The 12,543-nt window shown below is 72.1% G+C and carries 8 protein-coding genes and 1 pseudogene; 5 read left to right on the top strand and 4 right to left on the bottom strand.

Annotated elements, in window-relative coordinates:
- The first annotated feature begins 195 nt into the window (after positions 1-195).
- Together AB0I42_RS22880 and AB0I42_RS22875 are read left to right on the top strand one after the other, a co-directional pair.
- The gene (locus AB0I42_RS22880) at positions 196-2,784 is read left to right on the top strand and encodes a M64 family metallopeptidase (RefSeq protein WP_357539774.1); all 2,589 of its coding nucleotides are present in this window, start codon (positions 196-198) and stop codon (positions 2,782-2,784) included.
- A 218-nt stretch (positions 2,785-3,002) separates the two neighbouring features.
- Entirely contained in the window at positions 3,003-4,169 is a 1,167-nt protein-coding gene (locus AB0I42_RS22875) for an alkaline phosphatase PhoX (protein WP_357539772.1), read from the top strand.
- A 61-nt stretch (positions 4,170-4,230) separates the two neighbouring features.
- Here the strand turns inward: AB0I42_RS22875 and AB0I42_RS22870 are convergent, their stop codons facing one another.
- Both AB0I42_RS22870 and AB0I42_RS22865 read right to left on the bottom strand, forming a co-directional pair.
- A complete protein-coding gene (locus tag AB0I42_RS22870) occupies positions 4,231-5,157 on the bottom strand; it encodes a DUF1731 domain-containing protein (protein WP_357539770.1) in 927 nt (308 codons plus the stop codon).
- Positions 5,158-5,166: 9 nt separating this feature from the next.
- Positions 5,167-5,697: pseudogene (locus AB0I42_RS22865) on the bottom strand (alpha/beta fold hydrolase).
- Between the two features lie 237 nt (positions 5,698-5,934).
- Here AB0I42_RS22865 and AB0I42_RS22860 point away from each other — a divergent pair.
- Complete coding sequence (locus AB0I42_RS22860; RefSeq protein ID WP_357539768.1) at positions 5,935-6,405, top strand: GNAT family N-acetyltransferase; 471 nt, start codon at positions 5,935-5,937, stop codon at positions 6,403-6,405.
- Between the two features lie 153 nt (positions 6,406-6,558).
- Here AB0I42_RS22860 and AB0I42_RS22855 read toward each other — a convergent pair whose 3' ends face one another.
- Positions 6,559-6,864 carry a DUF2795 domain-containing protein gene (locus AB0I42_RS22855; protein ID WP_357539766.1) on the bottom strand — a complete coding sequence of 102 codons (306 nt, stop codon included), beginning with the start codon at positions 6,862-6,864 and terminating at the stop codon, positions 6,559-6,561.
- Between the two features lie 340 nt (positions 6,865-7,204).
- On the opposite strand from AB0I42_RS22855, the gene AB0I42_RS22850 reads away from it, so the two are divergent.
- Positions 7,205-10,885 (top strand): NB-ARC domain-containing protein, encoded by a 3,681-nt coding sequence (locus AB0I42_RS22850; RefSeq protein ID WP_357539764.1) that lies wholly within the window; start codon positions 7,205-7,207, stop codon positions 10,883-10,885.
- A gap of 40 nt (positions 10,886-10,925) precedes the next feature.
- Here AB0I42_RS22850 and AB0I42_RS22845 read toward each other — a convergent pair whose 3' ends face one another.
- Complete coding sequence (locus AB0I42_RS22845; protein ID WP_357539762.1) at positions 10,926-12,029, bottom strand: 12-oxophytodienoate reductase; 1,104 nt, start codon at positions 12,027-12,029, stop codon at positions 10,926-10,928.
- Between the two features lie 54 nt (positions 12,030-12,083).
- Here AB0I42_RS22845 and AB0I42_RS22840 point away from each other — a divergent pair, with 54 nt between their 5' ends.
- Positions 12,084-12,425, top strand: a complete 342-nt coding sequence (locus AB0I42_RS22840) for a MerR family transcriptional regulator (RefSeq protein ID WP_357539760.1) — start codon at positions 12,084-12,086, stop codon at positions 12,423-12,425.
- The last annotated feature ends 118 nt before the right edge of the window (positions 12,426-12,543 follow it).

Here is a 12,543-nt window from a genome sequence, read left to right as displayed (position 1 = left end):
GGGGTATCTCCTCCCCACCCCCCGGGGGCCCAACAGCCGCGGCCGCGCGCGCCCGGGGCCCCCCCCCCCCCCCCCGGGGGGGGGGGGCCCCCCCCCCCCCCCCACCCGCCGTCAGGTCCAGCACCGTCGCGGGTCGGCGGTGGTGATCGGGTGCCGGGCGTGCGACCGGCACCTTTCGAAGATGAGGTGGAACAAGTGAAACTGAGGAGCGCAGTCCTCGCGGTGGTGGGTCTGGCGGCCAGCCTGCTGGTCGCCGGCCCTGCCCCCGCCGCGCTGGCGGAGACGCCGGCACCGTTGCCGGAGCCGAAGGTCCATGCGGTGCAGGTCACCGGTCCGGCCACCGAGCGGCTCAACCTGATCATCATGGGTGACGGCTACCAGGCCGACCAGCAGAGCATCTTCCACGCCGACGTCGACCGGAACCTCGCCGTCCTGTGGGCGACCGAGCCGTTCCGGACGTACCGCGACTACATCAACGTGTACGCCGTCGAGCTCGCCTCGATCGACTACGGCGTACGCTGCGACCCCGACAGCCGGTTCCGCCACCCCGACGGCACCATCCGGGACACCGGCGAGCGCGAGGGCGCGATCAACACCAAGAACACCGCGCTGCGGATGATCTACCAGAACGGCTGCGCCGACCCGCTGTCGCGCGGCACCGTCTACGGTGGAGCGCCGGTCAACTGCCAGGACGCCGCCGGCTACTACCCGCCGGGCGTGAACCCCTGCGAGACCGGCAGCCAGGCCCACAACCGGATCCTCGACAACTACGTCGCGCCGGTGCTGGGCATCCCGCGTACGTCGCAGAACATCCAGACGCTCGCCATCTTCAACACCTTCACGTACGGCGGCATCGGTGGCACGAACGCGACGACCTCCGGCGGCTCGCCGCAGGGGCCGCTGATCTCGCTGCACGAGCTGGGCCACTCGCTGGGCACCCAGGCCGACGAGTACCCGTACTCCTCGCGTGACGTGGTCCGGGCCTGCTACACCGGCAACGAGCCGGGCAGCTTCCACCACACCACGTACACCAGCGAACAGCAGATGATCGACAACGAGCACAAGTGGTTCCGCTGGCTGGGCGAGGAGAGCATCAGCGGCGGCAAGATCGGCCTGCACGAGGGCGGCGGCACCTACCCCTGCGGTCAGCGCCGGCCGAGCGAGCACTCGATCATGCGCTGGATCGGTTTCGACTGGGACCAGCCCGGCCGTGAGCACATGGTCGCCCGGATCACCGGCATGCGTAACGCCGGCCAGATGAGCATTCGCAACACCCCGGTCGGCACCGTCGCCCGTGACGGCGTCCTGTGGGTCGAGACGGGGCAGCCCCGCCACCACGAGCTCCAGGTCACCTGGCGGGTCGGCGGGCCGGAAGGCACCGTGCTCCAGACCAGCAACAGCCGCAGCCTCGACCTGGAGGCGCTGAACCTGCCGGCCGGCACGGTCGTCCACGTCGAGGTCCGCGACCCGGTGGGCCCCGACGGCATCGACTGGGTCCGTAACCCGTCGACCAACAACACCGCGTCGAACTCCGGCTACAACGGGCCGCGGTTCGTCCAGACCCGGCAGTGGACGGTCGGCGACACCACCGTGACGCCGTCCGCGCCGGCCGCCGAGATCACCTCCTCGACGCCGAACACCCAGCCGATCGCCGGTGACGAGGTCGTCTTCGTCCGGACCAACAACCCGGCCGACCGGATCGTCAACGTGGCCTGGTCGGTCAACGGTTCGCCGGTGGCCAACCCGCACAACAGCCGCAACCTCGACCTCGGCAAGCTGAACCTGCCGGCCGGTACGCACAAGCTGGTGGCGACGGTGACCGACCCGGCCGGCCCCGGCCTGTCGGACAGCGTCGAGTGGACCGTCGACAACGCGCTGCCGACCGCGCCGCGCACCCTGTCGCAGCCGCTGACCAAGCTCACCGGCGCCCTGGAGCACCCGGTGTACTTCAACGGCTGGGACATGTGGCTGGAGCCGCAGGACAACCGGGCCGGCTACGCCGAGGAGCGCTACGTCGTCGGTCAGCTCCGGCTGAACAACGACGGCTGGTTCAACTACTTCGGCTTCCCGGAGCAGCCGATGCCCGAGTCGCCGTTCCAGTTCCGGCACTCCGGCACGGACGTGAAGGCGCTGACGTACGGCAACCTCGGCACCGGCGGCCTGTCGAAGGCGGCGTTCGAGCAGCACCTGCCGGACGACCACCCGATCGGCGGGTTCGTCCCCGGCTTCGGCACGCACGTCGTCGAGCACCGGGCCATCGACCCGGCCGGCAACGTCGGCAACGCCGAGAGCTACAAGGCGACCGTGCTGCCCGGCTCCGCGCTGGAGTGCACGACCACGCTGACCGGCCGCCACGTGCGGGTGACCGCCGAGCAGGGCGTCACCTGCCTGACCGGCGCCCAGGTCAACGGCGGCGTGACGGTTCGTCCGGGTGCCTCGATCGTGATCAAGGACAGCACGATCAACGGCACCCTGGTGTCGACCGGCGCCCAGGCGGTGCAGATGTTCGGCACCACGGTCAACGGCTCGACCCAGATCGTCGGCACCACCCGGGACGTGACCATCGCCGGTAACACGTTCCGTGGCGCGATCCAGCTCGCGAACAACACCCAGGTCTCGGCCAACGAGCGGTTCAGCCGCCTGGCCGGTGCCTACGGCCCGGTGTTCGTCGGCAACCAGATCAACGGCGCGCTCGCCTGCGCGGGCAACAGCGCCCAGGCGAAGGACTTCGGCGCACCGAACAAGATCAACGGTGCCAAGTCGGGTGACTGCGCCAAGCTGTGAACCGATGCCCGGCGTACGCCGTCCGTAGCTGACGGCGTCGCGGGGTGAGGTCCCCGTCGGGGGTGTGGCCGGAACCGGCCGCACCCCCGACGCTTTTCCGGACTCCGCCCGTTACCGCGCCCCAGCCGGCAGTGCGGACAACGTTCACTCTCCATTTGAATCAGTCGATGGATTGCGGGTCTAGGTTGTCGGGGACCGACTCACCCCGAGGAGCCCCGATGGAACGCCGCACCATCCTGCGCACCGCCGTCGTCGGCGCCGGCGCCGCCGCCTTCTCCGGCGCGCTCTGGCAGAACGCGTTCGCCGCGACCGCCCAGCCCGGCCCCGGCCCGTACGGCGGCCTGCTCGCCGCCGACGGCAACGGAATCCAGTTGCCGACCGGGTTCACCAGCCGCGTCATCGCCCGCTCCGGGCAACGGGTCGCCGGCACCTCGTACACCTGGCACTGGGCACCCGACGGCGGCGCCTGCTTCCCGGCCGGCAACGGCTGGATCTACGTCTCCAACTCCGAGATCCCCCTTGCCGGCGGCGCCGGCGCCGTACGGTTCAACGCCGACGGCACGATCGCGTCGGCGTACCGGATCCTGTCCGGCACCAACGTCAACTGCGCCGGCGGCGCCACCCCGTGGGGGACCTGGCTGTCCTGCGAGGAGGTACCGCTCGGCCGGGTCTTCGAGACCTGGCCCGACGGCGGCCGGCAGGCCGAGGAACGCACCCGGATGGGCCGCTTCAAGCACGAGGCCGCCGCCTGCGACCCCGACCGCCGCGTCGTCTACCTCACCGAGGACGAGGGGGACGGCTGCTTCTACCGCTTCGTCCCGGACACCTGGGGCGACCTGCGCACCGGCCGGGTACAGGTGCTGTGCGGACCGGCCGGCACGCTGAGCGGCCCGGTCACCTGGCAGGACATCCCGGACCGGGACGGCTTCCCGACGCCGACCCGCCGGCAGGTCGGCGCCGCACTGCACTTCGACGGCGGCGAGGGCTGCTGGTACGACAACGGCGTCTGCTACTTCACCACCAAGGGCGACAACCGGGTGTGGGCGTACGACGCGGTCCACCAGGAGATCGACCTCGCGTACGACGCCGCCCGGATCCCCGGCGGGGCCGCGCCGCTGACCGGCGTCGACAACATCACCGGCGCCGGGTCCGGCGACCTGTACGTCGCCGAGGACGGCGGCAACATGGAGATCAACGTCATCACGCCGGACGGGGTCGTCGCCCCGTTCCTGCGCATCCTCGGCCAGTCCGAGTCGGAGATCACCGGCCCGGCGTTCGCCCCGGACGGCACCCGGCTCTACTTCTCGTCGCAGCGCGGCACGTCCGGCGCGTCCGCCGGCAGCGGCGGCATCACGTACGAGGTCCGGGGCCCGTTCCGGTCCTGAACCACCATCGTCGCCCGGGCCGCACCGGCTGCCCGGGCCGGTGTGTGTGGGCGAGTTCGGCTCAGCCGAGCAGGTCGGCCAGGGCGCCGGCGAGGTGCGGGTGCCGGAACGTGAAACCGGCGTCGGTCAGCCGGGCCGGCACCGCGCGGCGACCGGTGAGGGCCAGCGCCGGATCGGTACGCAGGAACACCGCGCCCAGCTTGACGGCGACGGCCGGCGTGGGCGGGGCGGCCGGCCGGCGTAGCACCTGACGCAGGGCGGCCATCAGTTCGCTGTTGCGTACCGGGTTCGGTGCGGTCGCCAGCAGCACCCCGTCCGGCGCCGCCGCGTCCGGCGCGCTGTCGGGGCCGGCCGGGTCACCCAGGCTGTGGCGCACGACGTGCAGCCAGTCGTCGACGTGGATCCAGCTGAACCACTGCCGGCCGGTGCCGACCCGGCCGCCGAGTCCGAACCGCACCAGCCCCGTCAGCCGGTTCAGGGCCGGGGTGTCCCGGTCGAGCACGATGCTGGTCCGCAGCACCACCCGCCGCCGCGCGGGCACGTCGACCGCGGCGGCCTCCCAGGCCCGCGCCACACCTGCCATCTGCGGCGGGCCGTCGGCCTCGGGCGACTCCTCGGTCAGCAGCCGTTCCCCGGCGTCGCCGTAGATCGCCAGCGTGCTGGCCTGGATCCACACCGGCACGGGCCGGTCCAGTCGGCCGGCGGCGTCGGCCAGGGCCCGCGTCGGGGCCACCCGCGACCGGGTCAGCAGTTCGACGTTGGCGGCGGTGGGGCGGCGGTCGACGAGTTCGCCGGCGAGGTTGACCACCGCGCTGCCGGCCAGTTCACCGGCCCAGGCTCCGACGGTGGCACCGTCCCACGCCACCTGCCGGTGCGGCCCCGGCCGCGGCGTGCGCGTCAGGACCACGATGTCGTGGCCCCGGGCGGCCAGGTCCGCGCACAGGCGACGCCCCAGCGCACCCGACCCGCCCGCGACGACCACCTTCACGACATGATCCTAAAGGGACCGGGGTGGGAGCGGTGTCCCGAGCGCGGCGACCAGCCGTTCACCGTCCGGCCAGGGCGCGTAGCCGTCCGCGGTCTCGACGTGGCCGGCGTCGCCCGCGTCGAACAGTTCCGCGCCCCAGTCGTCGGCCTGCTGCCGGAACTGCTCGTACGTCGAGTACGGGTCGGTGCGGCTGGCCACCAGGACGGCCCGGAAGGGCAGCCGCTCGCGGGGGATCTCCCACCGCACCTCGTCCGGGCCGTACGTCCGGTTCGGATTTAGGTAGGGCGGTGCGACGAGCAGGGCGCCGCGTACCGGACCGGTGTGCCGGGCGGCCCAGACGACCGTGGCGAGTCAGCCCGCGCTGTGCGCGATCAGGATCGCCGGATCGTCGTCGGCGGTGATCGCCTCGTGCAGGTCGGCCACCCGGGCGTCCAGGTCGAACGGCGGACCCGGCGGGTAGGGCGCCCACCGGTATTCGGGGTGCGCGTCGGCCCACCGCTGTTGCCAGTGCTCCGGCCGCGGGGCGCCACGCCCCGGCACGAGCAGGTATCGGGTCACCGGCCGAGCCTAGGCAGCCGCGGGCCGGCGCGCTGCCCCGTGTCGGATGACGGTCGCCCGTCGCCAGGTGTCCGGGGGTATCGCTGTCCGAGCCCACAGCGAATCCGATGTGCGTACCGAATCGCTGTGGAGCCGAACAGCACCCACGCGCCCGCTCCCGCCTGATCGGCGGCGATCACGGGGTGGCCGACGGCAACCGGGTGGCCTAGGGTTCGGCACGTGGTGACGGTGCGGCTGGAACCCATGACCGACGAGCAGTACCTGCGTTACCGGCAGCGGGCCGAGGTGACCTACGCGGAGCACATCGTCGCGTCCGGTGCCATGCCGGAGCCGGAGGCCCGGAAGAAGGCGCGCGACGACTACGAGCGGCTGCTGCCCGCCGGTCTGCGCACCCCCGACCACCATCTCTGGGCCGCGTACGACGGCCCCGACGAGATCGGCATGCTGTGGCTGCACGTGGAGCGTAGGTCGGACGGCCTGCACGCCTTCGGATACGACTTCGAGGTGCGTGCGGAACTGCGCCGCAAGGGCTACGGCCGCGCGATGATCGAGGCGGTCGAGCAGGTCTGCCGGGACCTAGGAGTGCTGTCCATCGGCCTGAGTGTCTTCGGGTTCAACCTCGGCGCGCGGGCACTCTACGAGCAGATGGGCTACGAGACAACCGCCATCCGGATGCACAAACGCCTGTAACCCCGCCCGGTCCCGATGCCCCGCCGCCCAGCCCCGTTGATCAAGGACAAGTTAAGCGTCAAAAGGTGCGAATCGGGCGCACCTTCTCCTTGATCAACACTCCGCCCGTGGGTGCGGGCCGCCCCGCGGCCGAGAGCGGGGCGGACGGGCGGGTCAGGCGTCCGGGCTGCGCAGGTGCTGGGCGACCCGCTGGTCGTGCGGGGAGCGCGCCTTCCGCATCTCGTCGCCGGCACCGAGCCCGTCGTCGGCGGCCGGATCGAGCGGTACGGAGCTGCGGATCTGCGAGATGTTGTCGTACGTGCCGAGCGGAAGCGCCCGCAGCAGGCGTACGACCTCACCGCTGCCCCTGTCCCGGGCCTCGCCGTGCGCGACGATCTGCTCCTTGGTCGCCGGGAAGTCCAGGTCGTCCAGGATCGCCCGCACGTCGGCGAACTCTTGGCCAGCCATTCGCTCGCTCACCGCCCTTCCCTGTCTGGTCCGCGGCTACCCGGCAGCGGCACCGGGAAACCTCGGTACGGCCCGAGGGGGCACCGAGGTCGGCGCGGGCCGGACAGGCGGGACGCGCCGGCGCTTCCCGAGCGAAACAGCCCACCGCCGTCAGATCCGGGCGGCCGAGTTCGCGCCGCACCTGCCCGGTTGCCCGGGGGCGGTCGCCTCGACCTCGGCGCGCGGCGGTATGCCAGGCCGGCCACATCGGACGGTGCCGGGCGGATAGTGGAGCCTGGGCGGTCAGGTGGGTTGCGGACATCGCCATGATGGTGATGGCGGGGTCCGTCGGACGGCGCTATCAAAGGGGTGGGTGTTGCGTCGAACGTTGCGGCTCGTGGTGATGGTCGGGTCCGGGATCGTGGGAGCGTTGGCGGCGAGCGTGGCCGGCGTCGCGGGAGGCGCGGCGACCGGGGGCGAGGTGCCCTGGTTCCCGACGATGGAGCAGCATCCTCTGTGGTGGTTGGCGGGTTCGACGATCGCGGTCGCGGCGTCGGGGTCGTTCGGGTGGTGGGCGCAGCGCTGGTACGAGCGTGTACTGGTGGATTCGGTTCCGGTGGCGCTGCGGCCGGAGTCCTGGATGGTCGACCGACCGGCGGAGTTGACGGAGATCGTCCAGGCGCTGCGGGGCAGTGGTGGGGCGACGGTGGGAATCACCACGGCAGTGCATGGCGCGGGCGGGTTCGGCAAGACGACGGTGGCGCGGTTGGTGCGCTCGGATCGGCGGGTGTTGCGCCGGTTCGGCAGCCGGGTCTACTGGGTGACGCTGGGGCGGGACGTACGTCGTGGGGCTCTGACGGAGCGGGTCAACGACCTGGTTCGCCGGATCGACCCGGAGCGGGCGCAGCCCTTCACCGACCTACGGCAGGCCGCGGAGCATCTGGCAGCGGTCCTGGCCGACGGACCCCGCAGGCTGCTGATCCTCGATGACGTCTGGTTCGACGACCAACTTGCGGCGTTCCCGGTCGCGGGCAGGGCCGCGCGGTTGGTGACGACCCGGTCGCCGTCCCTGGTGCCGGGGCAGGCGGTTTCGGTCCGGGTCGACCAGATGTCGCGGACTCAGGCCCGACAGGTGCTGGTGGCCGGCCTGGTGCCAGAGCCGTCGTCATCCGTGTTGGAAGGGCTTCTGGTCGAGACTGGACGTTGGCCGCTTCTGCTGCGTCTGATCAACAAGATTATGGTCGACCAGACCCGGTCGCACACCGATGTGGACGAGGTGGCGCGCGAACTGCTTCAGCGACTACGCCGCGACGGCGCCCTGCAGGTGGACCAGTTGACCGGCGCGACCACCCGACAGCTCGATGTCAACGATCCTGACCAGCGGGACAAGGCGGTGGCCACGACGATCGAGGCGAGCACCGGCCTGCTCAGCGCGGCCGAGTACGCCCGGTTCGCCGAACTGGCGATCTTTGTCGAGGACGAGACGGTTCCGATTTCGCTGGTGGCCGCCGGGTGGCGGGCTACCAGCGGACTGGACGAGACCGAGAGCCGTGCGTTGTGCGCCCGCCTGGCCGACCTGGCTCTGCTGACGCTCTCCACCGATGACGACGGGACGATCGGCCTCCACGACGTCATCCGGGACTACCTCGCCGACCGTCTCGGCCCGGCGGAGGTCGCCCGCCTGCACCGCAGGCTGCTCGACGGCGTCGCCGCCGACCTTCCCCGGGTGCCAGCGGTATCGGGTCAGGGCACGGTGGTGGCGTGGTGGGAACTGCCGCACAGCGCTCGTTACCTACGCGAGCACCTTGTGGAACACCTGCTCGCCACCGGGCGGCGCGATCACGCGGAGGTGCTTGCCACCGATCTCCGCTGGGTGCAGTCCCGACTGGAGGAGAGCGGACCTCTCGCCCCGTTCGCCGACCTCACATTCGTCGACACTCCTCGCGCGGAACGGCTGTGCCGGCTGCTCGGGCAGGTCACCCACCTGCTGACGGTGCCCGACCCGGCGCACTCGCAGACCGACATCTTCTACGCCCGAGTCGCTCACGACCCCGAATGGGGGCCGCAGGCAAGGTCACTCGCCGCGCTGCGAACGCTGCCCGCGCTGGCCACCGCCTGGACCCTGCCGGACCTTCCCGACCCGGGGCTCCGCCGGACCCTCACCGGCCATACCGGTGCGGTGCGGTCGTTGGCGGTCGCCCCGGACGGCTCCTGGCTCACCATCGGCAGCGATGACGGGTTGTGGACCTGGGATGACCCGGCCACGGGCCGGCTACGCGCCAGCCTGTCCGGCCGTCCCGGCTCGGTGGGGAGGGTGGCCGTTGCCTCCGACGGCAACTGCCTCGCCATCGCGGACGACGACGGGACGGTGCGGAGCTGGGACCCCGCCACTGGCCGCGCACAAACAAGAGTGTCCGGCCGCGGCACCCCGGTGGACGTGATGGCCGTTTCTTCTGACGGCAACTGCCTTGCCACCGCCACCGTCGGCGGGCGGGTGCGGATCCACCGACACCACCACCGCACCACCTCGATCTACGACGTCGGGGTGCGGGTGATGGCGTTAGCGCCGGACGGCTCCTGGCTTGCTCTCGCCCATTACCGCAAGTTCGCGATCTGGGATCTTGCGGGTACCCGCCCGCGGGAAGTTTCGGCCGAAGATTTCGACATGGTGCGGGTGATGGCGGTAGCGCCGGACGGCTCCTGGCTCGCCACCGGCGCCGAGTTCGGAACGGTGCAGATCTGGGACCCGGCCACCGGCCGTCGAAGCGCCGCCCTGATCGGCCACACCCACACGGTACGGCTGATGACGGTCGCGCCGGACGGCTCCTGGCTCGCCGCCGCCAGCGACGACGGGGTATGGATCTGGGACCTGGCCACCGGCCGTCAACGTGCCCGGTTGGCTGGCCGCGATCTCGACGTACGGGTGATGGCGGTCGCCCCGGACGGCACCTGGTGCGCCACCGCCGGCGGCGACATGGCGGTACATCTCTGGGACATGACCACGGGTCTGCGCCGGGCTACCCTGGCCGGCCACGACGGCGAGGTGACGGCGTTGGCGGTCGCGCCGGACGGCACCTGGCTCGCCAGTGCCGGCGACGACGGGACGGTGCGGGTCTGGGATCCTACCGCCGGCCGTCGGCCCGGCACCCTGACCGGTCACGACCTGGCGGTGTCGGCGCTGGCGATGGGCCCGGACGGCAGCTGGCTGGTCACTGCCGGGTACGACAGGAGAGTGCGGATCTGGGACACGAGCACGGGGCTGCGGCTGGCCACCTTGACCGGCGACGACGGCGAGGTGAAGGCGTTGGCGGTCGCGCCGGACGGCACCTGGCTCGTCATCGGTGGCGACACGGGAACGACGCAGGTCTGGCACCCCACCGGAGATCACAGAGCCACCCCGACCGGCCATCCCGACCCGGTGTCGGCGGTAGCGGTCGCCCCGGACGGCACCTGGTTCGCCACCGGTGGCACCGACGGTTCGGTGCGGATCTGGGAAAGGAGTACCGGCCGTCCGCATGCCAGGCTGACTGGCCACGACGCCGAGGTGACAGCGGCGACGATCGGCCCGGACGGCTCCTGGCTCGCCACCACCGGGTACGACGGCACGGTGCGGATCTGGGCCCGCCACTCCGGCCACGAGCGCGCCGTTCTGACGGGCCACTCCGGGCCGGTTGCGGCGGTGGCGGTTGCTCCGGACGGCTCCTGGCTCGCCACCGGCGGCCATGACAACGCGGTGCGGATCTGGGACACGGTCACCGGCCACGAGCGCGCCGTCCTGAGGGGCCACTCCGGGCCGGTTGCGGCGGTGGCGGTTGCTCCGGACGGCTCCTGGCTCGCCACCGGCGGCCATGACAACGCGGTACGGATCTGGGACATCAGTACGGGTTTCTGCGTGGCCGTCATGCGTACGGAGCGATCCGTCGTCACCTGCTGTTGGGGTATCGGCGTCGGCTACCGGATCTTTGCCGGTGGCACTGCCGGCCTGTACTGCTTCGAGTTCGATCCCGCCCATCCGGCGGGGCAACCGACTTCGGACCCCGTGCTGGTCGGCTAGGACCTGGCTGAGGAGATCGCTGGCCGTCGCACCGAAGCTGTCAGAAGAAGACGTCCTCCTGCTCCTTGCGGTAGTCGACGACCCGCTCGTGGCGGCCGTGCGCCACGTCGTGCACCCACGACGGGTTCGCCAGCAGGGCCCGGCCGACCGCGACGAGGTCGAACTCGCCGGACCGGTACCGTGCGGCGAGCGCGGCCAGTGAGCCCGGGTGGTCGGCGGCGGGGTCGAGGGTGGTCCGGCGCAGCCCGACCGAGCCGACGGTGATCGTCGGCAGGCCGGTGAGGCGCTTGGTCCAGCCGGCGAGGTTCAGCGGTGAGCCGGCGAACGCCGGTTCCCAGAACCGGCGGCCGGACGCGTGCAGCAGCGTGGCGCCGGCCGCCACCAACGGCGCGAGGATCGATCCGAGTTCGGCCGGGGTGTCGGTGATGCGGGCCGCGTAGTCGCGTTCCTTGAACTGGGAGAACCGTACGGAGATCGGGAAGTCGGGTGCGGTGGCGGCGCGTACCGCGGCGACGGTCTCGGCGACGAACCGGGCCCGGTCGCGGGCCGGGCCGCCGTACCGGTCGGTGCGGCGGTTCGTCGCCGGCCAGAGGAATTCGTCGAGCAGGTAGCCGTGGGCGGCGTGGATCTCGACGCCGTCGAAGCCGAGCCGGTGGGCCAGCCGGGCCGACGCGGCGAACGCCGAGACGATGGTGTCGATGTCCGACAGGGTCATCGCCCGCCCGCGTGGTGCTCCGTTCTCGCGTACGCCGGACGGGGTCCACGCCGTCCGGCCGTCCACCGGTTCCCGTTCGCTGCCGAGGTGCCAGAGCTGCGGGAAGATCAGGCCGTGTTCGGCGTGAACCGCCTCGACGACCGCCCGCCAGCCGGTGGCCGACTCCGGCACCAGCCTGGGCACCGCGCTCTCGTGGCCGGCGCTGGGGTGGCCGACGTACACCCCCTCGGTGACGACGAGGCCGACGCCGCCGGCCGCCCGGCGCCGGTAGTAGGCGGCCACCTCGGCGGTCGGGACGCCGCCGGGGGAGCGCAGCCGGGTCATCGGCGCCATCACGAACGGGCTGCGCAGCCGCAGACCGGCGACGGTGGTGGGGGCGAAGAGCAGGGTGTTGTCCGGGGCGGGTGCTTTCGCGGTCACGGTCGTCATGCCGGCAGACTAGAACCTGACATTGACGTCAAGGGCAAGTGTGAGGTGGGAGCGGTGCGGATCGGCGAACTCGCCACGGCGACCGGGGCCAGCGCCCGGTCCCTGCGCTACTACGAGGAGCAGGGGCTGATCACGAGCCGGCGCAGCGCCAGCGGGCAGCGGCACTATCCCGAGGCCGCGGTCGGACGGGTACGGCTGATCCGGTCCCTGCTGGCCGCCGGCCTGTCCAGCGCGACGATCCACGACGTGCTGCCCTGCATCGCCGACGAGAGCATCCGGACGCCGGCGCTGGAGGCGCGGCTGCGTGCGGAACTGGCCCGCATCGACGGGCAGATCCGCGAACTGCGCCGTACCCGGGACACCCTCGCCGAGGTGATCGCCGACTACCGCGTCTGACCGGCGCGGCGGCAAGCACCACCGCAGGGTGCCCGTCGGCCAGGTCACCAAACCAGGTTCCTAGGACGCCCTACGGCGTGTGACGGCGATGAACCAGCAGTCACCATCCTCGGCCCAT

Origin of the sequence: Polymorphospora sp. NPDC050346, from assembly GCF_040655695.1 — a bacterium.
Lineage (GTDB): Bacteria > Actinomycetota > Actinomycetes > Mycobacteriales > Micromonosporaceae > Polymorphospora > Polymorphospora lycopeni.
Note: the sequence above shows the minus strand (reverse complement) of the source record. Positions and strands in the feature narration are given on the sequence as shown.

Excerpts from the sequence above, each read along its gene's own strand:
- AB0I42_RS22875 (WP_357539772.1), top strand. The coding sequence starts at position 3,003 with ATGGAACGCCGCACCATCCTGCGCACCGCCGTCGTCGGCGCCGGCGCC.
- AB0I42_RS22845 (WP_357539762.1), bottom strand. The coding sequence starts at position 12,029 with ATGACGACCGTGACCGCGAAAGCACCCGCCCCGGACAACACCCTGCTC.